21 protein-coding genes are annotated in these 22,491 nt (G+C 65.0%); 7 read left to right on the top strand and 14 right to left on the bottom strand.

Annotation, left to right across the window (positions count from 1 at the left end):
- Positions 1-74: 74 nt before the first annotated feature.
- From CBR61_RS17310 to CBR61_RS16815, 7 genes are all read right to left on the bottom strand, one after another.
- Positions 75-227: a hypothetical protein gene (locus CBR61_RS17310; RefSeq protein ID WP_420705652.1), complete on the bottom strand. Its 153-nt coding sequence runs from the start codon at positions 225-227 to the stop codon at positions 75-77.
- Positions 160-849, bottom strand: coding sequence for a hypothetical protein (locus CBR61_RS16820; protein WP_157696554.1), 690 nt, complete (start codon positions 847-849; stop codon positions 160-162). Before CBR61_RS16820 ends, CBR61_RS17310 begins: the two co-directional genes overlap by 68 nt.
- Positions 850-967: 118 nt before the next feature.
- A complete protein-coding gene (locus tag CBR61_RS09590) occupies positions 968-2,461 on the bottom strand; it encodes a YfjI family protein (protein ID WP_088914152.1) in 1,494 nt (497 codons plus the stop codon).
- Positions 2,458-3,342: a DUF7146 domain-containing protein gene (locus CBR61_RS09585; RefSeq protein ID WP_088914151.1), complete on the bottom strand. Its 885-nt coding sequence runs from the start codon at positions 3,340-3,342 to the stop codon at positions 2,458-2,460. Before CBR61_RS09585 ends, CBR61_RS09590 begins: the two co-directional genes overlap by 4 nt.
- Entirely contained in the window at positions 3,339-3,539 is a 201-nt protein-coding gene (locus CBR61_RS09580) for a hypothetical protein (RefSeq protein ID WP_088914150.1), read from the bottom strand. The genes CBR61_RS09585 and CBR61_RS09580 overlap by 4 nt, the downstream gene beginning before the upstream one ends.
- Before the next feature lie 3 nt (positions 3,540-3,542).
- Positions 3,543-3,728 carry a helix-turn-helix domain-containing protein gene (locus tag CBR61_RS09575; protein WP_088915560.1) on the bottom strand — a complete coding sequence of 62 codons (186 nt, stop codon included), beginning with the start codon at positions 3,726-3,728 and terminating at the stop codon, positions 3,543-3,545.
- Between the two features lie 163 nt (positions 3,729-3,891).
- Positions 3,892-4,800 (bottom strand): hypothetical protein, encoded by a 909-nt coding sequence (locus CBR61_RS16815; protein WP_157696553.1) that lies wholly within the window; start codon positions 4,798-4,800, stop codon positions 3,892-3,894.
- A gap of 823 nt (positions 4,801-5,623) precedes the next feature.
- On the opposite strand from CBR61_RS16815, the gene cas9 reads away from it, so the two are divergent.
- From cas9 to CBR61_RS17305, 3 genes are read left to right on the top strand one after another with little or no spacing between them, the layout of a single operon-like run.
- Complete coding sequence (cas9, locus tag CBR61_RS09570) at positions 5,624-8,764, top strand: type II CRISPR RNA-guided endonuclease Cas9 (RefSeq protein ID WP_088914149.1); 3,141 nt, start codon at positions 5,624-5,626, stop codon at positions 8,762-8,764.
- Entirely contained in the window at positions 8,730-9,212 is a 483-nt protein-coding gene (locus CBR61_RS09565; RefSeq protein ID WP_324616835.1) for a CRISPR-associated endonuclease Cas1, read from the top strand. The genes cas9 and CBR61_RS09565 overlap by 35 nt, the downstream gene beginning before the upstream one ends.
- Before the next feature lie 24 nt (positions 9,213-9,236).
- The gene (locus CBR61_RS17305; protein ID WP_420705703.1) at positions 9,237-9,539 is read left to right on the top strand and encodes a CRISPR-associated endonuclease Cas1; all 303 of its coding nucleotides are present in this window, start codon (positions 9,237-9,239) and stop codon (positions 9,537-9,539) included.
- Between the two features lie 218 nt (positions 9,540-9,757).
- Here CBR61_RS17305 and CBR61_RS17300 read toward each other — a convergent pair whose 3' ends face one another.
- The 3 genes from CBR61_RS17300 to CBR61_RS09550 form a co-directional block, all read right to left on the bottom strand.
- Positions 9,758-9,901, bottom strand: a complete 144-nt coding sequence (locus tag CBR61_RS17300) for a hypothetical protein (protein ID WP_420705651.1) — start codon at positions 9,899-9,901, stop codon at positions 9,758-9,760.
- An 83-nt stretch (positions 9,902-9,984) separates the two neighbouring features.
- Complete coding sequence (locus tag CBR61_RS09555; protein WP_088914147.1) at positions 9,985-11,283, bottom strand: tyrosine-type recombinase/integrase; 1,299 nt, start codon at positions 11,281-11,283, stop codon at positions 9,985-9,987.
- Positions 11,284-11,484: 201 nt separating this feature from the next.
- Positions 11,485-12,426, bottom strand: coding sequence for a hypothetical protein (locus tag CBR61_RS09550; RefSeq protein WP_088914146.1), 942 nt, complete (start codon positions 12,424-12,426; stop codon positions 11,485-11,487).
- Positions 12,427-12,597: 171 nt separating this feature from the next.
- Here CBR61_RS09550 and CBR61_RS09545 point away from each other — a divergent pair, with 171 nt between their 5' ends.
- Positions 12,598-14,733 (top strand): hypothetical protein, encoded by a 2,136-nt coding sequence (locus CBR61_RS09545; RefSeq protein WP_157696551.1) that lies wholly within the window; start codon positions 12,598-12,600, stop codon positions 14,731-14,733.
- 60 nt (positions 14,734-14,793) lie between these two features.
- Entirely contained in the window at positions 14,794-15,738 is a 945-nt protein-coding gene (locus tag CBR61_RS09540; RefSeq protein WP_088914144.1) for a YeeE/YedE thiosulfate transporter family protein, read from the top strand.
- A 2-nt stretch (positions 15,739-15,740) separates the two neighbouring features.
- On the opposite strand, the gene CBR61_RS09535 is transcribed toward CBR61_RS09540, so the two are convergent.
- The 3 genes from CBR61_RS09535 to CBR61_RS09525 form a co-directional block, all read right to left on the bottom strand.
- Positions 15,741-16,496 carry a sulfite exporter TauE/SafE family protein gene (locus CBR61_RS09535; protein ID WP_088915559.1) on the bottom strand — a complete coding sequence of 252 codons (756 nt, stop codon included), beginning with the start codon at positions 16,494-16,496 and terminating at the stop codon, positions 15,741-15,743.
- Between the two features lie 22 nt (positions 16,497-16,518).
- The gene (secA, locus tag CBR61_RS09530) at positions 16,519-19,281 is read right to left on the bottom strand and encodes a preprotein translocase subunit SecA (protein ID WP_088914143.1); all 2,763 of its coding nucleotides are present in this window, start codon (positions 19,279-19,281) and stop codon (positions 16,519-16,521) included.
- A 126-nt stretch (positions 19,282-19,407) separates the two neighbouring features.
- Positions 19,408-19,695, bottom strand: a complete 288-nt coding sequence (locus tag CBR61_RS09525) for a hypothetical protein (RefSeq protein WP_157696550.1) — start codon at positions 19,693-19,695, stop codon at positions 19,408-19,410.
- 89 nt (positions 19,696-19,784) lie between these two features.
- Between CBR61_RS09525 and argJ the strand changes: the two genes are divergently transcribed.
- The gene (gene argJ / locus CBR61_RS09520) at positions 19,785-21,011 is read left to right on the top strand and encodes a bifunctional glutamate N-acetyltransferase/amino-acid acetyltransferase ArgJ (RefSeq protein WP_088914141.1); all 1,227 of its coding nucleotides are present in this window, start codon (positions 19,785-19,787) and stop codon (positions 21,009-21,011) included.
- Positions 21,008-21,802: an inositol monophosphatase family protein gene (locus CBR61_RS09515; protein ID WP_233996694.1), complete on the top strand. Its 795-nt coding sequence runs from the start codon at positions 21,008-21,010 to the stop codon at positions 21,800-21,802. Before argJ ends, CBR61_RS09515 begins: the two co-directional genes overlap by 4 nt.
- Positions 21,803-22,155: 353 nt before the next feature.
- Here CBR61_RS09515 and trxA read toward each other — a convergent pair whose 3' ends face one another.
- Complete coding sequence (trxA, locus tag CBR61_RS09510; protein ID WP_088915557.1) at positions 22,156-22,476, bottom strand: thioredoxin; 321 nt, start codon at positions 22,474-22,476, stop codon at positions 22,156-22,158.
- Between the last annotated feature and the right edge of the window lie 15 nt (positions 22,477-22,491).

Here is a 22,491-nt window from a genome sequence, read left to right as displayed (position 1 = left end):
GTCTCTCACAGAAGGACAGCTTGTTGTTGAGATAGATGCCTTGCTACCGCTCCAGCCATAGTGGGTCTCGAAAATTAGACCTCACGATCTCGCGCCAGCATCCGAATCAAGTCCTGACATCGCCGCGCCTCATCCGATCGCCCACCGTGCTTGAAGGCGTTACGGTTGCCCCTCGGCGCGCCGCTGCCCTTGCCCCCGTGCATGCGGCATCGGGCTTTGCCTTTCACCGCTGGGGATTGGCACTCCGTTCCCTTGCGGGTCCGCGCCAAGCAGCGCGGGGCTTTCGCCAACGGTTCCGGTTGCATGGGGTTGTTCGTTTGATTTTCCATTTTCGCTGCCCCCCGTGTGCTGGTGGAATTGATCGGCGACAATCGCTTGCCCCCCCTCGTTTACGTGAACGTGCTTCACGGTCTGCACCCGCCCGCTTGAAAGCCGCTCCAGCGCTTCGATTGTCGCTCGGCATTGCGATTGTGCCTTGAGCCCGAGCCGCATGTAGGTTTCGGTCGCTCCGAGATATTCGCCCATATTGAGGGCAGCCCGTCGCGCCATTTCCGTGAAAATCGAATTGAGCGCATCCGCTTGCGCAGCCAGCATCATTTTCTGATGCGACAGGTCGCAGCCAGCGGCTTTCGCCACCTTGTCCCTGTGAGACTCGAATAGCGCTGTTGTGTCCAAATCGCCAAAGCTGCCCCGAGCGAACATGCGGGTTGCCGCCATGCCGTGCGCAGCCGGGTCTAGTGCAACATCAGCACGGCAGCGTTCAGCACTTTTGCCGGGCTCGGCGGCCACTGAAAGCTGGTCCTTGCCTGCCTGCCCAGCGGCCTTTGTCTTGCTTGCCTTCGCTGTCATTCCATCATCACCTTTCGATCAAGTCGCCCCTTGCGACACTCGCGACAATTGCGACAAACCATCGGCTCGGCTGGCCCATGTCGCGAAAGTCGCAGGTGTCGCAGGGGGTCCGGGTTCATCAGCCAGCGCCGCCCGATCGGATCACGCGCCAAGCTTCTTTGCGGCTGGAGCCGCGCACTACGGTTCCCGCGTCCAGTCGGACAAGCCAGCCATGCTGTTCCAGCAGCAACAGGGCCGCCCGAGCCTTGGGGCTATCTCGCAAGGCGTTAGGCCCCCTGTTCACCACATCGCGCACCAGCACCTCGGGCTCGGGCCAGCGTTCCAGCAGCCAGCCGCGTAATTGTTCGGCGCGGTCAATATCTGCCGACACGTTCGCGACCTCGGCGAGCCGCGCAGCCTTCAGCAGATAAAAGCGGGCTAGTTCGATCGCGCTTGCCATGTCAGCAGCCGCAACCTCCAGCGCCTCCAGATCGCGCCAGAGTGTCAGCACCCCAGCGAGACGCGCCGCTTGCTCTGCGGACTTGGAAGCGGTGCCCGTGAGGTTCGCCATATCGCCCCCGAGTGCCTGCGAGCGCTCCACGCTGTCATGATAGTGCGCTAGCATTTCCCGCGCCTCGCCAGAGAGTGGCAGGCAGCGCAGCTGGAGCCCCCCTGTGTCGGCATCGATCGGCATAGGGGTTGCGAGAATATCTCCCAGCCGCCTTTCGAAGCTGGCCAGTGCTGAGGGGCTTTCCTTGGCATTGGCATGCAAGCGGGTGCCGATAGTGCTCGGCGGCTCGCACATCAGGAAACGGGGCAGAAAACCCGTATCAGCCGCCAGCGGATCGGCCATGAAAGCCCGCGCGACACTCGGCTGCACCATAAGGTGAATGGCGAGCCGCCGCCCATAAAGCGACTGGTGCCCGTCGCCCGCGCGGGTCCGCTTGATCGCATGGCCATCCCAAAGGGCATTGAAGGCAGCGAGGGTCTTTTGCCGGTTCTCGCTGTTCATGGCATGCCCGCCGAGGAATTGTCCGCCTTCGTCGGAAAACAGGCCTAGGCTCGGTTGCCCCTCGGCAAACAGTTTCGTGAGGCCTTCGAAGGTCGGTTCGCTAACGGTCCGATCGGTAAGCGCAGGCGGCTGAGGTTCGGGGCCAAGGGCGCGCAATTCTGCCTCTGACGCCGCCCGATCGCCCTTTTTACGGCTTCCGGAAACTATACCGTCATAGCTGGCTTTCCAGATCGCATGCCGCCGCTTCCACTCGTCACGGTCTGCCCGGTGCGCAATTGCGTCCTCGCGCTCGCGCGCGCGTATTGCTCCGAGAAAAGGCCGATCGCAGGCGGATTTGCGCTCGCCGGATCTTGCGACTGTCAGGAAATAAATCCCGACAGGCCGCGCGCCCCCCAGCGTTTCCACATCGGCAAAGCCTTGCACCGCCAGCGAAGCCACCGCCAGGGCGGATTGCGCCGCGATTGCGACAGGGGCCAGCGTCATGCCCTGCACCGCCTCCACAGCCGCGCGAAGCGGCCCGACCGCTGCGACAGGATAGGGAGCGCTGGGGGGCGTCGCCCGCACCAGCGGTTGCGGCCCCTCGGCTTCGAAGGGGGTTTCGGGGATCGGTAGCAAGGTCATGCTGCCACCGCCTTTCCGGTTAGAATGTCATTGAAGTCGGCACCCTCGCCGGGATCGATCAGGGACACGCGCCAGCCCAGCGCATGCGCCCGATTGGCCAGCACATGCGCGGCCTCGCGCCCTGGCTGGTCGCCATCGCCCGCAATCACCAGCTGCCCCGATTGCTCGGGCAAGCGCAGCGCGCGCATGCCGCTGGTGGAGAGCGCGGCCCACACCGCCACAGGCCCCGCCAAAAGCCCGCACAGCAGAGACAGGCCGCTTTCAATGCCCTCAGTGATAGCCACCCGCACAGCGCCGCCAGAGAGCCTTACAGCGCCCCCAGCAGTCGCGCCGAGCATCAGCTTGTCACCGCCCGCTAGGCCAGCCTTGCCGCGGCCATCGGGCCGCAAATAGGTGCGGTGCACGGCGAAGCCCGAGCCCCCTTCGACAAGCGCCACCATTGCGGGGAAACGGGCACCGCTCGGGCCGTGCCAGCAATGCGGGTGGAAGCGCAGCCGATCGGGCAAGGGGCAGGAAATGCCCCGCCCCCGCAAATAGGTCTCGGCTGGAGTGCCATCGATCGGCAGGCCCTCGCTCCACAGCTGGTGCGCTGCCTCTGCCCGCCGCGCTGCCTGCACCTTGGCCTCGGCAGCCCGCTTGGCGAAGTCTGCCGGATCGAGCGCGCGATAGTTGCCATCAATTACCCCAGCCGCCGCCAGAATGTCGCAAAAGTCGCAAGCTGCGCGCTTACAGTGGAGCAAGAGACCCGATCGGCCATCGGACAGGGTTAAGGCGTTCTGGTCCCTTCGCCGGTCCGGCTGGCACATAGGACAGGGCGCGGCCCCGTAGCGGCCATGCCAGCGCCCGCCGAGCGCAAGCGTCAATTCGCGGGCACCGGTCATTGCGCGCCCCCGTCAAATATCAGCGCCCCGAGCATCACCGCCATGTCAGGGCGGATCGCATGGGCAAGCATCAGGAATTGCGCCCGCTGGTGAGCGAGGCTAGAGAGTTCATGCGACAGGCCTGCAAAGCTATCGCGCGAAGCCCCGCCGGTGCCAGCCAGCGGGGCTTCCTTCTCTGGATGCGGAAAACTCGGCATCGGTCAGCCCTCCCCATCGATCAGAGCGCGCAGGCTGGCTGCCGGGATCAGGGTGCGCTTGCCGATTTTGCGGGCCTGCAAGCGACCTTCGCCAATCAGCTGATACAAGCGGGTGCGGCCTATGCTCGAAACGCGGCAGGCATCCGCCACGCTATAGGCTAAGGGTTCGGGGGATTGTTCGGGGGTCATCGGCATCGTCCTTTGTGCGGCAGGCGGGATTACCTGCACGGCACCGGACGATTATCGGGGCACAAGGCCCACTCGGGCAAAGCCTATAGGGGGGCAGGGCAAGGCCAGATTTGCCCGAAATAGGGGGGGCACCCCCGCTACGAATGGCTGAAAAGCTAGGCTTTCAGCGTCCCCCCCCTTTTTTTGCTTTGGCGCGCAGACCTGTTCCGATCGATCGGTTGTCGGGGAAGCCGATCACCCTTGTGATGGCTTCAACGGCATTGTCTGAAATTGTAATGCCGGGAAACAAGTCAGGCCATGCGCCCCTAATCTCTGCCTCTCTTACAGGATTAGTTTCGCAGGCTTTTCGGCTCGTATAGCCGTTTCTTAGCGCAAGCCGGACAGCGCCTTGCAGATATAACGATAGACGCGACAGATCGGCCTCGCTGACGACTAATGGCGCATCGGGCTCGAGTCTCAACACATTCAGCAGCTCGTCTTTCTCGAAAAAAACGAACGTATCAAAGGGGCCAGCGCTTTTCAGATCGCGGCAAAAGCGATTGTTTCCCCCATTGCTTACGAATGTAATCAAAGGAATGTCTACGTTCCACTCGTGAGCGCTCATTGGCATGACGGGTCCGCCGCCGACACGTAGTCTGTAAAATGATCTCAATTCCCCATCACGGCATTTCTGTGCGATCCAGTCTACGCTCTTATTGAGTCGTTCAGCCGCCCTCCTATTCGCCTCCCACTGCTCGTGTAACTTCTCTGCCTTCCAGTCCAAAACGTGCTCTATTGGTGCATGCCTTATGGGCTGGCGGGGCCTTGGATTGGAAAGACTGTGAGGGATTGGAGGCGAAGGCCGAAAAGTTTGTGCCCGCTTTCGTTCGGCTTTTGGACTTTCAATCCAAGATATGGCCGAGAGTTCCTCGCCGGTCCAATCGGGCGCAAGAATTGCCGACCCGACAAGATTTATGGCCTCAAAGATAAAGACATACTGCGAGGGCGCTTTGGGCCAGGTCTTGGGGAATTGCACCGCCGGAAAGCGGATTATCCGCTTGGCAGAGTCATGCAGCGGGTTCTCGAAGGGCATGGGGCACCATCCTATTCTGCCGAACAGGTGGAGCATCCAGCCGCCCTGTCGGGGCGAACCGCACCTGCTCTACTCCATCAACAGATTAGGAACAGTTCGGGAACGTGCAAGCCCGTTTGCCTTCAATCAGGGACTTATCCCCTATTCACGCACCCTTCGCGCCAAAACGAGGGATTTGATACTCCGGGCGCAGCCAGCGGACCTTGCCTGCCTTTTCCTCTGCCGCGCGCTCAGCGTTCAATGCCACCTGCCGCGCAACAATCTCGGTGGGGGCAGATTGGCTGGCTAGCCGTAGGCGGCTGCAACTCGGCGTCGATTTGCCGGTGGAGCCGGTCAACAATGCCGACGCGCGCGGCCTTGGCGCGTTCCACTTCGATCAGGTCCGAAAGCTGAGCTTAGCTGTTCCGGCGTCGAGCAACTCGCCGAATTCGCAATTTGTGATCGGCTAAAGGATAGTGTGGTTGCCAGCCCAAGGTCATTATCCCCGCGGCGCGGATTTCTTGTGCAATTGAGCTTGGTTAGGCGATAGACCATCTATTGATCATAGCCCTTGAAGCGGATATCCCAGTTCCGGGACAGCTCAGCGCACTGGGTGGCCCATCATGGCTTTGTCTGGCAAGAGAACCGTCTGGGGTCTGACAAATACGGGAGGCAGCACTCAACCGAAGTAGATTGCGGCGCCTTCGATTAACGAAAGCGCCGCAATGAACCGGCGGTGTCTTTGGGATGCCGAACCCACACGAAGAGACATTTGCTTGCGAAAAGCAGCCCCATCTCGTTCTGCTAGAAATTAACGGTAGCAACATACGGCGGGAGGTCAAGTGTGCCATCAGAACTCGTCTTCGGTTTTGACATCGGCACCACCTCGATCGGGTCGGCCATCATCAGAATGGACAGCACAGCCGAAGCCGGCGAGGTTCTGCACTTAGGGGTTCGCATATTTCCAGAAGCGCGCGACCCAGACGGCATTCCGTTAAACCAGGAACGACGGAAACGACGCATGATGCGGCGACAGCTGCGGCGGCGACGCACAAGACGACGCGATCTCAACCAGTTTCTTTTCGAGGCTGGCCTGCTGCCTGAATTCAGCAAGAAAGCAGAATCAGCATGGGCTGAGGTCATGGCCCTAAACCCATGGATGTTGCGGGCCAAAGCCACCCGCGAGCACCTCTCTCCTCTCGAACTTGGCCGCGCGCTCTATCACCTTGCGCAGCGTCGCCATTTCCGGGGCCGCGATCTTGAGGACGCAGCCGCAGCCGATGAGGACAACTGTGAGGCGGCGAGTGCAGAGGAACAAAGGGCGGCATCCCAGCGGGAGAAGGATCGCAGCGCCCTCAAGGCTTCGGGCCTCACGCTTGGTGCCTACATTGCGGCCATCCCCGAACGCATAGAGCGCCGGCGCGGGCATCATTTCGCCCGGGAAGATGTCGTCGCCGAGTTTCGCGCGATCATCGCGGCGCAAGCGCCGCATTGTGCAAAACTGCGCGATGCTGATTTTGTCACCGCACTTGAGCAGACAATCTTCAACCAGAAGTCGGTGTTCTGGCGAAAGTCCACGCTCGGAGAGTGCCGCTTCGTGCCCCGCGCCGGTCTCGCGGCCTCGGCCTCCTGGGTCGCACAGGAAAAGCGCATGCTGGAAAAGCTCAACAATCTGCGCATCGAGGAAAGCAATGACCGCCCGCTGGATGACCGGGAGCGAGCCGCGCTGCTCGCACTGCTACGCAAAAAGGACAGCGTGAGTTGGGGCGGTATCCGTCGGCACCTGAAGCTCTATTGGCGCAAGCATGATCTGCCGGAAAAGCCAACGTTTAATCTGGAACGCGGCGGCGAAAAGGGACTGGTGGGTAACAGGCTGGAAAGCCGCCTAGCCAGCATCATGGGCGACCGCTGGGACGCCGATGCAGCCTATCGAGACCGGATACGCCGTGAGATTCATGCCCGCCTCTATGCCGCCGATTATGACCAGATTGGCGACCGTATCGTCATTCGGCGCGAGGCAGAGCGGCGGAAGGCACGCGCAGCGGAGCGGGAGCGCCTCATGGCAGATTTCGGACTGAGCGCGGAGCAGGCCGAAAGTCTTACCGCGCTAACCTTTGCACCTGGGTGGGAGCCGTTCTCGGAAGACGCCCTTTGGAAATTCCTGCCTCGCCTACAAGAGGGTGCGGTCTTTGGCGCGTTGCTCGCCAGCCCGGAGGAGGAGGGCTGGCGCGCCAGTACCTTCCCGAACCGGCTGCAGCCTACCGGCAGCTGGGTGGATCGTCTGCCTACGCCCGGCAACAGCCGCGAGGAAATCAATCGGCAGAAAGCGGTGCGCAACCCAACCGTGCTGCGCGTCCAGAATGAACTGCGCAAGGTGGTGAACAACCTGATCGCCGTCTACGGTCGGCCGGATCGCATCCGCGTTGAGGTGGCGCGCGAGGTGGGCAAATCGGCGCGCGAGCGAGCGGAGGACCTGAAGCGTAACCGGGACCGTGAGAAGGAGCGCAAGAAAGCCAGCGAGGAGCTCCAGAAATGTGGCATTGCCCATCCAAGCCGCGATGACATCGAGAAATGGCTGCTGTGGCAGGAGTGCAATCGCCAATGTCCTTACACGGGGCAGATGATCGACTTTGCTGCCCTGTTTCATCGCGGGGAGTTTCAGGTGGAACACATCTGGCCCCGCTGGCGGTCGCTGGACGACAGCTTCGTCAACAAGACGCTCTGTCACCGCGACTTCAACCTGAAAAAGGCCAACCGCACGCCGTTCGAAGTATTCGAGCATGATCCGGATGGGTGGGAGGCTGCACTCGAAAGGGTTCGCGGCTTTGCTGGACCCAAGGGGCGCGTGACGATCAAGGCCCGCCGTTTCGCGGCAAGGGAAATCCCGGCCGATTTCGCCGCCCGCCAGCTCACCGATACCGGCTATGCCGCCCGCCAGGCTGTAGGGTTCCTGAAAATGCTGTTCCCCGATCTGGGCCAGGCCAGCGAGGTGCGGGTGGCCACGCTTTCGGGCCGGGTCACATCCCGGCTGCGTCACAGTTGGGGCCTGAACGGCATTTTGTCTGACAGCGGGGAGAAGGCCCGTGCTGACCATCGCCACCACGCCATCGACGCGCTGGTGGTGGCACTGGCGCACCCCGGTTACACCCAGCGCCTGTCGCGCTGGTTCCAGGCGCGCGATTCGGCCACACCGCAGCCCGAGCCGCGGCTCGATCCGCCGTTCGCCAATGTTCGGCACCAAGCCGAGCGAAAGGTCGCCGAGATCGTCGTCTCGCACCGCGTCCGCCGCAAGGTCTCTGGCTCACTGCACAAGGATACCACCTATGGCGATGCCGGCCCGGTCGATGGCACCGGCGGGATCGCCTATCGCTGGTTCGTGACGCGAAAGCCTTTGGAAGCGCTGACCAAATCCCTCTTGGCCGACGATGATGCCTGGCCCGATGCGCATGTGCGCGACCGAGTGCGCGCTTGGATCGAAGCGCATGGCGGCGACCCGAAAAAGGCGTATGTGAACGGCTATCCCACTGTCTCCGAAGGCGGCGCGCCGATCCGCAAGGTGCGCATCCGTTTGAAACAGCAGCAGAAGCTGATGGCACGCCTGAAAAACGGCCATGCCGATCTGGGCAACAACCATCACATGGCCGTGTTTCGCCATGCCGGCGGCCGGGTGGAAACCGAGATCGTGAGCCTGTTCGAAGCAGCCCACAGGTTGCGCAAACACACTCCGGTGATCCGCAAATCACTGAACGAGGCACCGCTGGTAATGTCACTGGCGCAGGGGGACACGCTTTCCTTTCCTGATGGCAAGCTGCAAGGGCTGTGGATCGTGCATGGCGTTTGGGCGGGTGGCCAAATTGTGCTGTGGCGGGCCGAGGATGCCACTGGCAGCAGCGTGTTCCGCCCCACTGCCGCATCCATCCTGAAGTCCGGCGGGCGCAAGGTTTCGGTCGATCCCATCGGCCGCATCCGCCCGGCGCGGGACTGATGCTGAAGAAGAGGATCGAGATCGCGCGCGGGGCAGGCGTCTGTCGGTCGCGCACCGGCAGTTGGTGATCGAGCGGCCGGAGATTCCGAGAGCGACCGTTCCAATCGAGGACCTGGGCGTGCTCGTAATCGACAATGGGCGCGCCAGCTACACCCAAGCGATGTTCATTGAACGTCTGGCGGCCGGCGCCACTATTGTCGTGATGGGGTGCGATCATCTGCCGGCAGGCATGATGCTGCCGATGGACGGGCACCATTCGCTAACGCATCGGCACTGTGCGCAGGTGGAGACAAGCGCGCCCTTGCACGAGCGGCTGTGGCAGGCGATGGTCGCGGCCAAGCTGCGCCAGAAGGGTCGCGTGCTCAAGGCGGCCGGCCGGGACGATGCGGGCCTTACCGCCCTCGCCAGCCGAGTGCGCCATGGTGATCCGGACAATCTGGAGGCCTAGGGCGCACAGTGCTACTGGCCGAAACTGTTCGGCAAGGCATTCCGCGGGGATCGCGGCGCCGATAATGCCAATGCACTGCTCAACTATGGCTATGCCATCGTGCGCACCGCCTGCGCCCGTGTTCTGGTGGCATCGGGCGTGATCCCGTCGCTGGGCGTATGGCACCGTAACCGCTCCAAAGCCCTCGCGCTTCCAGTCAGTTACGCGAGAGCAGCTCCAGCAGAACGAGAAAGGGCTGCAATCCGCAGCGCCACGCCCCGCCATTACAGGCAGACCCCGGCTCTAGCAGAACGAGAAAGGGCTGCAATCCGCAGCTGTCTCCGGTGAGGGCGCCGCGGAGAGTGCGCTTTAGCAGAACGAGAAAGGGCTGCAATCCGCAGCAGGGATGAACTGATCGCGCGGCTTGAGGCGCTCTAGCAGAACGAGAAAGCGCTGCAATCCGCAGCGTTCTCCTGAAGGTGCGCACGGACGGCGAGGCTCTAGCAGAACGAGAAAGGGCTGCAATCCGCAGCCAGGACACCCCGCGCGTGACCCAGGAGGATGCTCTAGCAGAACGAGAAAGGGCTGCAATCCGCAGCCACGGGAATGGGCAGGGCTAGGGCTTGCCAAAGGTCATTGATAAACTGACCGAGGGTGGCGCGCTCGGCCCCGCCGGTCACGCCGCCCCACTTGGCGATGAAATCGTTCACGGTCACGTGCGGTGCACTGCGCCTCTGGGCAGAGGCATAACTGCGAGGCTGGCAGCCACCGAGTGATTGATTGGCTTTGCAGCCTAATTCGCGGCAGCCTTCCCGATCGCGGTCACGTTATCGGCGACGCCGGACAGCTGGGGAGCAACGTGGCGGCCCCATGCATCCATCAAGGCGCGGCGCATGTCGCGCAGATCGCTGCGCAGATAGGCCTGTTCGGTTGCGGTGCCGACTTTGTGCGCCAGCGCCATTTCCGCCACCATAGCGGGGATGGTCGGCATTTTCTCGGCTGCCCAATCCCTGAAAGAGGAACGGAAGCCGTGGACGGTCTCTGTCCGGCCCGCGCTGCGCATAATCATGGAAAGCGCCATGTCGGTAAGAGGCTTGCCGCGCGCGCCTCGGAAAATCAGGCCCTCGCGCATGTCCTCGGGGGTGTAGGCCTCCAGCAGCGCCACCGCCGCATCGGACAGGGTGACAACGTGAGGGCGCTTCATTTTCATCAGTTCGGCTGGCAGGGTCCAAGTGCGGGCCTCCAGATCAATCTGTTCCCATGTCGCTTGCCGCGCCTCACCAGAGCGGGCCGCTGTCAGGATAGCGAACAGCAGCGCAGATCGGCCAGCCGCGTTGCCCTTGGCATACTCGCCCGCAAAGAACGCGGGCACTTCGATAAAGGGCACGGCTTCGAAGTGCTTGCCAGCCTTCTGCTTGGACAGGCCCGAGCGCAGTTCCCGCACATCGGGCAACGCCTCGGCGCGCCAGCCTTGGGCCTTGGCATAGGCCAGCACTTGCCCGATGCGGCTCCGCACCTTGCGCGCCATCATCGGCTTTTCCGTCCAGATCGGGGCGAGCGCGCCGATAACCTCGGCGCTGCCGATCGCATCCACCCTAAGCGCTCCCAGCTTGGGCAGGGCATGGTCTGCAAGCGACGTTTCAAAGGCCTTGGCTGTCTTTTCGCTCCAGCCCGCCTTTAGAGCCTCATGGGCGGCCTTCATGGCCTCGGCGAAAGTCGGGACCCGCTTACGCTTGCGGTCGCGCTCCAGCACCGGATTTGCCCCAGCCTTGGCCAGCTTGCGCAGGGCGGCTGCCTTTTCGCGAGCCTCTGCCAACGTGAGCGAGCGCTTGAGCATCAGCGAGGCTTCCCCTAGCCGATCATCCCCAGCCCCGAAAGCCTCGCGCCCAGCGCCGTCAACATCGGCAGCCCCGAGGCCAATGTCCCGCCGCTTGCCATCGGCCTGCACACGCAAAATCCAAGACTTTGCACCGGTCGGGGCGCAATTCAGGAAAAGGCCCTCCCCGTCCTGAAAGGTCGCTTTGATCGGCTGGCCATTCTTGCCGATACCCGGCTTAGCGTTTTTCACCTTAGCGACTGTCAGCTTGCCCATGACATTATCCCCACATTCTTACCCACACTTTAGGGCGGTTATGAGTGAATGGCAATGGCCGATAGCGGCAGAGGCTTTTAATTAATTTCAATAATTCAATGGATTTACAGGCCGTGACTGACTGGCACTGAAAGCGCCTTGTGATTCTACTCGGGGAGCCACTTTCTTCCAGACCCCAGACCGAATTCCTGCCTGCGCGGTTCAGCGCGGTGCGGCGGATCGCGGCTGCGCAGGGCACATCAAGGTCACCCTGCCTGCCGCGAAGTCATAGGTGATCGAGGCACAGTGCCCGATCGTGTCCATGCCGATATAGAGCCGCTGGTTGGGAACCTTGCGCTTGCTGTCGCCGGTCACGACGATCTCGTTGGGGTCCTGCTCGGCGGACGCCCCTTCGGCTATGCCCTCCGCGCTCCCCATGTCCGAGACCCGCACGGCGAGATTGCGGATCTCCAGTTCCCCGAGCATCAGCGGGCGTGCCAGTTCGAGCGGGCGGACGGGGCGCGATACGCCGTAGAGGATCGGTGCCGCGCGCGCCCCCCCGGAGAACTGCCCGCCATTGGCATCGGCGATCCAGCGCCCGCCCGTTGCGGTCACGAGGCTCTCTGCCCGGTCGAAACTGAAGGCCGCGTAGATCGGGCGGCCGCCGACATCCAGCCGCACGCTTGTCTGGCTGCGGCCCATCTCGCGGTCGAGAGGGAAGGTGACGGCGCGGTCGTCCGGTCGCGGATCGCGCAGGACGAAGGTGGTCCGCGCGGCGGGGAAGGATTCGGGGCCTGCAATGCCGTCGGCGCCTGAAACAAGCTGTCTGTCGCTGAAGGCGGTCCGGCGGCGGAAGGACGCATCGCGCGGGCCGTAGCGCACGTTGTCGGTGCGGAAGGCGATCTTCTCCGGGCCAATGACGTAGATGTAACCGATCATGCTCGGCTTCAGTCCGGCCCTTGCGGCGGCATCGGCATTGATGGTCGGAACGGAAATCGCATCGGGCGCCAGGCGGAACCGCATGGGCTGGTCGTTGATGGTCATGTCGACCGCCTCGCCGGCGCGCACGACAATGTCGGCCTGCTCCGGTGACGGTGCCTTCGCCAAGCCAGGCATCGCGATCGCGAGAGCGGCAAGGACAGCCGAGGACACCCGAAACATCATTGAAAATTCCCCTGAAAGTTTCACGATTTCAACTCCATGGTCACTGAATGGCGACTGAATGCCGGGCCGGTAACCTATGTTCGGGCGAGGCACCCCCGCACAGGCGATGGTGCGGCTCGCGGCGCAGGGATCCGGCCTGCAGCCGCTCGTCCACATCAAACGGGGGAAGATATGGAGAACCACCGCATCGCCGTGCCTTTTGCGCAGCTTCCGGAGATCGGCGGCGGGAAAGCCGCGTCCGGCGGGGCCAATTTGCATCCCGTTTCCCGGCCTTCGCCAGCCGGATTGACGACCTTCGACGTGTTCGAGACGCTGCTCGTGCGCTGCGTCACCCCGCATCACGAGATTTTCGACCGGCTCGGCCGGGCCGCTGCAAGCCGCGGGCTGATTCCCTGCTCGGCCCACGCCTTCGCGCGAACCCGCGAGGCCGCGAACCACCGCGCCCGATCGCTTCACGGCGATGCGATGTGCCTGCGCGAGATCTATGCCGATCTTGCGGCGGCGCTGGGCCTGTCGGCGGAGGTCGCGCAGGAGCTGATGGCGCTGGAGATTGCCGAGGAAGCGCGCGCGCTGCGTCCGGTCGAGAGCGCGAGGCCGCTGCTGGCCGGGGCGAGACAGGCAGGACGTGGCGTCGCCTTCGTCTCCGATATGTATCTGCCGTCGGACTTCATCCGCGAACAGCTCGAACGGCATGGCTTCTGGGAGGATGGCGACCGCCTCTACGTCTCGCACGATCACGGCTGCGAGAAGCGCGGCGGGCGCCTGTTCGCAATCGTCGCAGCAGCCGAGGGCGTCTCCCCCCGCGCCATCACCCATTTCGGCAACGACACCGCCGCCGATCTGCGCGGGCCGCAGAAGGCGGGGGCGACCGGTAGGCTCGTCACAGCCGGCAACCCCAACCGCTACGAACGCGCACTGGAGTCCTTCCGCCACGAGACCGACGGCCGAGCCGCGATCCTCGCGGGCGCCTCGCGTCTGGCGCGCACGTCGATCCCGGCGGCATCGGGACGCGATCAGGCGATGATCGATGTCGCGGCCGGAGTGATCGCCCCGCTGCTCACATCCTTCGTGCTGTGGCTGTTTCAGCAGGTCGAGGAGCGCGGCCTCAAACGGCTTTATTTCCTCTCGCGCGATGCCGAAATCCTGATGGAAATCGCGCTGCAACTCGCGCCCAAGCTCCGCAACCGCGTGGAGCTGCGCTATCTCTATGCCAGCCGGCTGGCGTGGAACTCGGCAGTGTCCGGGCCCGATACCAACCCCCACGTGTGGTACAGCGTCATCTACCAGTCGGCGACCGGCTTCACCAATGCCGAACTGCTCGAGCGCGTCGGGCTGGAGCAGGACCAGATCGAGCGGATCACTGCCGCAGACCGCAGGGAATGGAGCGGGACGCGCGACCGCACGATCCTGCGGACCACGCTCGAGGGCCTGCAGGCCGACGGGACGCTGCGGCGACTTGCCGAGCGGAACAAGGAACTGGTGCTCGACTACCTCGGGCAGGAAGGCCTGTTCGACGATGTCCCCCACGCGGTCGTCGACGTGGGCTGGCGCGGGACGCAGCACGACGTGCTGATTGAATTGCAGCGCGAACGCAGCGTCGCCCCGGCCTATGGGCTGTTCTTCGGGCTCGACCTCAGCGGCAGCCGGTGGGGGAGCCTGCGCAGCGGATTCTATTTCGATGCCCGCCGTCACGCCGCGGAAAACGCCGGCGAAGTCCATGACGGCCCGTGGGGCTACCAGCCCCCCCGCGTGCCCGAGGAACTGGGCAAGGTGGCCCCGCGCGAGCTCTATTCGCTGTTCGAAATGTTCTGCGCCGGCCGCGAGGGTTCGCTGCTCGGCTATCGCCGCGAGGACGGCCGCGTGCTCCCGGTCACCGATGCGCGCAGGCCGGCAGAGGTCCGGGCGTGGAACATCGACCGGGTCTACGAAACCGTCGCCGCCTTTGTCGCCAATGTCGACCTGGACGAGACGTCCTTCCTCAATGTCGACGTGAGGCCTGCCCTCGAACGCGTCGTCGACCTCCTGTGGCAGCGCCCGACGCGGCTCGAAGCCGAGGCCTGGGGCACCTTCCCGTGGGAACTCGGCCTCGGCAGCAGCCGGTGCACCCGCGATTTCGCCCCGCCCTACGATCACCGCTACATCGGCACGAAACTGGGGCTGGATGCGACGCTGAAGACCCAGTGGCCGGCGGCATCGCTGGCGCGCAGCAACCCTGTCATGCTTGCGTGCAAGACGCTGAAGGACGGATCGGCCTATCCGCGCCTGATCGGCAAGTCGAAGGCGGTAGTGAGACGGCTCGTGGGCTGAGGCAGCGCGGCCGCAGGGGGCGGATTGCCTTGGCGGGCGGAGCGGTTCATCCTGCCCGCCGTGAACCCTGCCGCAACCATCGCCCTGATGTTCCTGATCGGCTATTCCAGCCAGCGCAGCGGCGTCTGCATGGTGCGGGCGATGCGCGAGGTGATCGAGCGGCGGCGGGTGCACCGCCTCGCGGGCTTCCTCCTCGCCGCAGCGAGCGCGATGGTGGTGATGGGGCTCGCCAAGGCGCTCGGGGCCAGTCCGTTCATGACGATCCCTGGCGCCCCGCCCGACGCGCTGGCGGTCGCGGGCGGCGTGCTGTTCGGGCTCGGCTCGCTCGTCAACGGGCACTGCGCGCTGGGCACGCTCGCGGCGCTCACCGCCGGAGAGGTGTCCCGTCTCGCGACCCTCGCCGCGCTGTTCGTCGCCGCGCTGCTTCTGGGGCCGAGCATGTCGGGCGCGGCGCTGATGCTGCCGGAGCGCCCGGTGGTGATCTCGCCGCTTGCCCGCGACGCCGCCGATGCGCTGATCCTCGGAAGCGTGCTGTCGCTGATTTCGGCGGGCTATATCCATCGTCGTCTGCGCTGGAAGAGGCCGCGCGGCGGATGGTCACCGCTGATAGCCATGACCCTGATCGGCGCGGCATCGGGGTTGCTTTTCGCGCTCGACCGTCATTGGGTCTACACGAGCCGCATCGCGGAAATCGCTTACGGCAAGGCCTGGGCCCTGCCGGCGGTGGTCGGGCTGGCCGCACTGTTCGCCGGGATGACGATCGCGACGGTGGTCGCCGGCACCTTCCGGCTGCACACCGGCTCGTTCTCCCAATGGCTGCGCGCAGGCGGCGGCGGGCTGCTGATGGGCACCGGCGCGACGCTGGTGCCCGGCGGGAACGATGCGATGCTGTTCACCGGGGTGCCGCTGCTGCTGCCCAACCTGCTTGCGGGCTACGCGGCCTTCACCGCGACCTTGTTCCTCGCGTTGGCAATCCGGCGGCAGGCTGTGCCGACGGACGCCTGAACCTAGACGCCGAACAGCAGGCGGACGCCCACCACCAGCACCAACAGCGCGGTGAGCCAGCGGATCCATTGCTGCGGCAGCAGGCGGGAGGCCATCAGGCTGCCGACCTGCCCGCCGATCACCACCGCGAGCAGCAGCGGAAGCGCCGCGCCGATCGCCTGTCCGAACAGCGCGGGGCCGTTCTTGACCATCTGCCCGGCCAGCCCGAACAGTGAATTGACGAGGATGAACAGGCTGGCGGTTGCCGCGATCCCCCGCGCTTCGTGCCAGCGCACGATGTGCAGCAGGGGCGCAAGAAAGATCCCTCCTCCGATCCCCACCAGCCCCGCGAGATAGCCGAGCGGCGCGGCGGCGAGCGGCATGAGACGCGCGGCCCATGTCGGCGCGCCGCCGGCGCCCTCACGCACCGGCATCAGCATGGTGAGCGCGGTCAGAACGAGACTCCCGCCCAGAAGCATCAGGAAGGTCGCCTCCCTGATCGGGGTCAGGCCGCCGAGGAAGCTCGCCGGAGCGCCGAGGGCGACGATCACCAGCGCCTTCTTCCACGGGGTCACGCCGGCGCGGGCGAAGCGGATGCTTCCGCCCGTCACCACCACGATATTGCAGGCGAGGCTGACCAGCGGGATCAGCCGGTAGTCGAGGTCCGACAGCGCCAGCAGCGCCGAATAGGTCGATCCGCCGCCGAAGCCGACACTGGCATAAAGCAGCGCCGTCACCCCGAAGGCGAGCGCCAGCAGCACCGGAACCGCTCCGATCATCATTGCCCCCCGCTCTCAGGCGTCAGACGTTCTGGGAGGCGCCCACCGCACCGTGGCAATGCTTGTACTTGCTGCCCGAACCGCAGGGGCACGGCGCGTTGCGGCTGATATCGAGGTTGGCCCAGGGGTTTTCCGGGTTGGCCCCGCCCGGCCCGAACGCCGCGCGCGGGCTTCCCGCAAGCGAGCCGAACAGCTCGGGACGCAGTTCCGAACCGTCGCCATCGGCCGAGTTGTCGAGCCCGGTCAGCGGGTCGATATGGCCGGTGAGGAAGTCGGGCAGTTCCGGCAGGGCCTGCGGCGCGGGCTGTTCGATCCGCAGTTCGGCGCGGAACAGGATCTTGGTGACCTCCTCGCGCAGGGTATCGAGCATGGTCTCGAACAGGCCGAAGGCTTCCTGCTTGTATTCGTTGATCGGCTGCTTCTGGGCAATGCCGCGCATCCAGATCACCTGGCGCAGCGCATCGAGCGTGGCGAGGTGCTCCTTCCAGTGGTGATCGAGCTGGCGCAGCAGCACGTCCTTCTCGACGATCCGCCAGATCGAGGGGTCCGATGCCGTGACCTTCTCCTCCATCATCCCGTCGGTGAGCGCCCGCAGCTTCTCCTCGAGCAGTTCCGGCTCCACCTCATCCTCGGCGAGCCACTCGTCGTAGGGCGGCTGGAAGCCGAAGATCTCCTCGGTGCGCGCCTTGAGCTTCTCGATGTCCCACTGTTCGGGATAGGAGCCCGGCGGGCAGGCGGCGCCGACGATGGCGTTGATCGTGTCGTGGCGCATGTCGACCACCACATCGTCCACGGCTTCCGAATCCATGATCTCGGCGCGCTGTTCGTAGACCACCTTGCGTTGGTCGTTCATCACGTCGTCGTATTGCACGACCTGCTTGCGCATGTCGTAGTTGCGCGCCTCGACCTTCTTCTGCGCGGTCTCGATCGCCTTCGACAGCCACTTGGAACCGATCGCTTCCCCATCCGCGAGGTTCGAGTTCATCATCTTGGCGAACAGCGTGTCGGGGCCGAAGATGCGCAGCAGATCGTCCTCGAGGCACAGGTAGAAGCGCGAGAGGCCCGGGTCGCCCTGGCGGCCCGAACGGCCGCGCAGCTGGTTGTCGATACGGCGGCTTTCGTGCCGCTCGGTGCCGAGCACGAACAACCCGCCGGCCGCCTTGACGCGCTCCTTCTCCTCGGCGACTTCGGCGCGGATGCGGGCAATCGCCGCGTCGCGCTCGGGCCCCTCGGGTATCTCGGCGAGTTCGTCGTTGATGCGGAATTCGACATTGCCGCCGAGCTGGATGTCGGTCCCGCGGCCCGCCATGTTGGTGGCGATGGTCACAGCCCCGAAGCGGCCCGCCTGGGCGACGATGTGCGCTTCCTGTTCGTGGAAGCGGGCGTTGAGGACGGCGTGCTTCACGCCTTCCTTGTCGAGATACTGGCTGAGCAGTTCGCTCTTCTCGATCGAGACCGTGCCGACCAGCACCGGCTGGCCGATCTCCTGCTTTGCCTTGATCGCGCGGGCGATGGCCTGGAACTTGTCGGCGGTGTTCTTGTAGAACTCGTCCTCCTCGTCGATCCGCGCGACGGGCAGGTTGGTCGGGATCTCGACCACGCCGACCTTGTAGATGTCCCAGAACTCCGCCGCCTCGGTCGCCGCCGTGCCGGTCATGCCGGAGAGCTTGGGATACATCCGGAAGTAGTTCTGGAAGGTGATCGAGGCCAGCGTCTGGTTCTCGGGCTCGATCCGCACACCTTCCTTTGCCTCGACCGCCTGGTGAAGCCCGTTCGACCAGCGGCGACCATCCATCATGCGGCCGGTGAACTCGTCGATGATGATGACCTTGCCATCCTTGACGATGTAGTCGGTGTCGCGCTTGCGGGCGAAGTTGGCGACGAGCGCCTGATCGAGATGGTGGACGACCTGGGTGTTTTCGACATCGAACAGGTTGTCGGTGGCAAGCAGGCCCTTCTCGATGAGCAGCTTTTCGACCTCCTCCATTCCCTCCTCGGTGAGCTGCACGCGCTTCACCTTCTCGTCGATGTCGAGCCATTCCTTCGGGATTTCGCGCGCCACCTGATCGAGTGCGACGTAAAGCTCGGACTTGTCCTCGGTCGGGCCGGAGATGATCAGCGGGGTGCGCGCCTCGTCGATCAGGATCGAATCCACCTCGTCGACGATTGCGAAGTTGAAGGGGCGCTGCGCCATCTGCGCGCGCTCGTGCTTCATGTTGTCGCGCAGGTAATCGAAGCCGAACTCGTTGTTGGTGCCGTAGGTGATGTCGGCGTTGTAGGCGTCGCGCTTGTATTCCTCGGGCATGCCGGGGACGATCACGCCGACCGTAAGGCCGAGCCAGTTGTAGAGCCGCCCCATCTCGGCCGCGTCGCGCCGGGCGAGGTAATCGTTGACGGTAACGACATGGACGCCCTTGCCCTCGAGCGCGTTGAGATAGACGGCAAGGGTCGCCATCAGCGTCTTGCCTTCGCCGGTGCGCATTTCCGCGATCTCGCCGCGGTGGAGCACGAGGCCGCCGATCAGCTGCACGTCGAAGTGGCGCATCCCGAAGACGCGGACCGATGCCTCACGCACCGTGGCGAAGGCTTCGGGCAGGATGTCGTCGAGCTTGGCGCCGCCGTCGATCAGGGCGCGCAGCTTGGCCGTCTGGCCCTGCAGCTCCTCGTCAGAGAGCGCCTGAATCTGGGGCTCCAGCGCGTTGATCTGTGCAACGATCTTGCGCGCGGACTTGATGTAGCGGTCGTTAGACGAACCGAAGACCGATTTGACGATGGCATTGAACATGAAGGCAAACCTTTAATGCGCACGGCAGCCCGGCGGGCGGGCCTCTAGCGGGTTATGGAGGGTGGCGCGCGCGGGCTCGGCGGGTCCGACGCGCGCGGAAAGCACGGGGGGAAAGCTCGGGCGCGCCTATTCGTAGGCGCGTTCGATCCCCATCAGCACCGGCAGGCGCAGCGCCTCGGGCTCCGCCGGCGGCGGGCAGGCAGCCTCTGCCGCGCGGGTGGCGATGATCGTTGCGGGCGCGGGCTGGACCGCCACGCTTTCGCCCGCCATGTGCTCCGTGCCGCTTGCGGCGGCAACGCTGGACGAGCACGCCAGCGCCTCGGCCAGCGACGACGCCGCCGACGCTTGGGCCGTGCCGCCGATCGCGACAAGGCCGGTAAGCAGGGCCAGCAGGGCTAGGAGACGCCGGGTCATGGTCATGTGCAGATAGAGAATGGGTCGCGTTTCGTCCACCGGGTTTCGCGGATTTACTGCGCCGCGCCCCGGGCCTAGAGGCCACACCCATGCAGATCGACCGTTCCCCGCTCGCCCGCCCCTTCCCCCCCCTGCCCGCGATTGCTGGCGTGACGCTGCGCGTGGCCCGGGCGCGCTACAAGACATGGGACCGCTGCGACCTGACCTTCGCCGAACTCGCCGAGGGCACGAGCGCCGCAGGCGTGTTCACCAAAAGCGCCTGCGCTTCTTCCGAGGTCGAACTCGGACGCGAGGCAGTGAAGCTCGGGCGCGCGCGGGCGCTGATCGTCAATGCCGGCAACTCGAACGCCTTCACCGGCTGGCGCGGCCGCGCCGCTGTCGAGGCGATCCGGGCACAGGTCTCCGAGGCGCTGGGCTGCACGCTCGACGAGGTGTTCGTCTCCTCGACCGGCGTGATCGGCGTGCCGCTGCCGGTCGACAAGGCGCAGGCCGGGATCGCCGCCGCGCTCGAGGCCCCGGCCTGCGGATGGGAGGATGCGGCGAACGCGATCGGCACCACCGACACCTTCGCCAAGGGCGCGGGTGCCAGTGCCATGATCGGCCCGGTCCGGGTCGAGCTTGCCGGGATCATCAAGGGTTCCGGCATGATCGCCCCCGACATGGCGACCATGCTCGGCTATGTCTTCACCGATGCCGACGTCGCCCCGGCCTTTCTCCAGGAGGCGCTGGAGCGTGCCAATGACCAGACCTTTTCCTGCATCACCGTCGACGGCGACACATCGACCAGCGACACGGTGATGGTCTTCGCGACGGGCAAGGCGGGGAATGCGCGGATAGAGGGCTGGGACAGTCCGGGCGCGGATGCTTTCGCCGCCGCGCTCGCGGACGTGTGCCGCGAACTCGCGCAATTGGTGGTGCGCGACGGGGAAGGCGCGCGCAAGTTCGTCACCATCCGCGTGTCGGGCGCGGCCAGTGACGCAAGCGCCCGCCGCATCGGCCTTGCCGTCGCCAACTCGCCGTTGGTCAAGACCGCCATCGCCGGCGAGGACGCCAACTGGGGCCGCGTCGTGATGGCGGTGGGCAAGGCGGGCGAACCGGCCGACCGCGACCGGCTCTCGATCGCCTTCGGCGGCGTGTGGGCGGCGCGTGACGGCGTGCCGGTCGAGGACTACGACGAGGCGCCTGTGGCCGCGCACCTCAAGGGCGAGGAAATCGACATCGCCGTCGACCTCGGGCTCGGCGAAGGCCGCGCCACGGTGTGGACCTGCGACCTTACCCATGGCTACATCGCGATCAACGCGGATTACCGGTCTTGAGCGCGCTCGACGACGAAATCCGCGATCTGATGCGCTTTGCCGCGCAGCGTTCGATGCTGCCGCGCTTCCGCAATCTGGCTGCGGGCGAAGTCGAGATGAAGGGAGCGGACGATCCCGTCACCGTGGTCGACCGCGAGGTGGAGGCCTTTCTCACCGAGGCGCTGACGAAGCTCGCCCCCGGCGTTGCCGTCGTCGGCGAGGAGGCAGTGCACGCCGACAAGGGCGTGCTCGATCACCTCTCCGGCCAGTGCTGGATCATCGATCCGCTCGACGGCACAGCGAACTTCGCCGAGGGCAAGGAGCCTTTCGGCATCATCGTCGCGCTTGCCGACGCGGGAGAGGCTGTCGCAGGGTGGATCTACGATCCGGTGAAGGACCGCTTCTGCCATGCCCGTCGCGGCGAAGGGGCTTTCGTGAACGGGACGCGCATCACGGCCCGCACCACCGGGCAAACACCGCCCGTCACCGCCGTCAGCCGCATCTTCCTAACCCCCGAGCAATCCGCAATGGTCGATGCGAAGCTCGCGCCCCACTATACCCTCGTCGACATTCCCCGCTGCGCAGCCGAGCAGTATCCGCGCCTTGCCCTGGGGGAAAACGACATCTCCAGCTTCAAGCGCACCCTCGCATGGGACCACGCGGCGGGCGTGCTGTGGCTGAACGAGGCGGGCGGCAAGGCGGCGCGGCTCGACGGCAGCGCCTACCGCGTCGACCAGCATGACGCGCCCGGGCTGGTGGGCGCGTCAAATCCGGCGATCTGGGACGAGTTCGTCGCGCGGGTGCTGGGCTGACCTTACATTACACCGCCACAGCTGATAACAGCGGCGCGCCCCGCACCAGGGGTGCAACGACAGGAGGCCGCCATGGCATGCAAGACCAACAACCCTGCCGACCTGCCCTGCTTTCGAGCGAACGTCCAAGCGGCGTAAGGGCTTCCCCAGCGAGACACGCGTCAAGCGCGGCCTGCGCTTTGTCCATGGCGACAAGGAACTGGTCGAGAAACTCGGCCGCAAAGACCTCTGCCCCTGCGGCTCGGGCAAGTGCTTTCAGGCGGTGTTGCCTCGCATCGGGCCGGTTTCGACGGGGCCGAACGCCATGATTACTGCCGGTGAAGAAGGGGGCGCCAATACGGCGCCCCTCGAACTCAGAGCTCGCTTTCGAGCCAGGCCTTGAGCGCGCCCTTGGGCGCGGCGCCGAGCTTCTGGGCGACGGGCTGGCCGTTCTTGTAGAGCACCATCAGCGGGATCGACTGCACGCCGATGGCCGTCGGCGTGTCGGTGTTCTCCATGATGTCCATCTTGGCGATCACGACCTTGCCGGCGAGCTCGTCGCTGATTTCCTCAAGCGCGGGTGCGATCATCTTGCAGGGGCCGCACCAATCCGCCCAGAAATCCACCAGCACGGGGGTGTCGCTGTCCAGCACGTCGGCCTTGAAGCTCGCATCGGTCACGTTGACGGTCGCCATCATCTGTCTCCTTTT

Origin of the sequence: Porphyrobacter sp. CACIAM 03H1, from assembly GCF_002215495.1 — a bacterium.
In the GTDB taxonomy this organism is placed as follows: domain Bacteria; phylum Pseudomonadota; class Alphaproteobacteria; order Sphingomonadales; family Sphingomonadaceae; genus Erythrobacter.
Note: the sequence above shows the minus strand (reverse complement) of the source record. Positions and strands in the feature narration are given on the sequence as shown.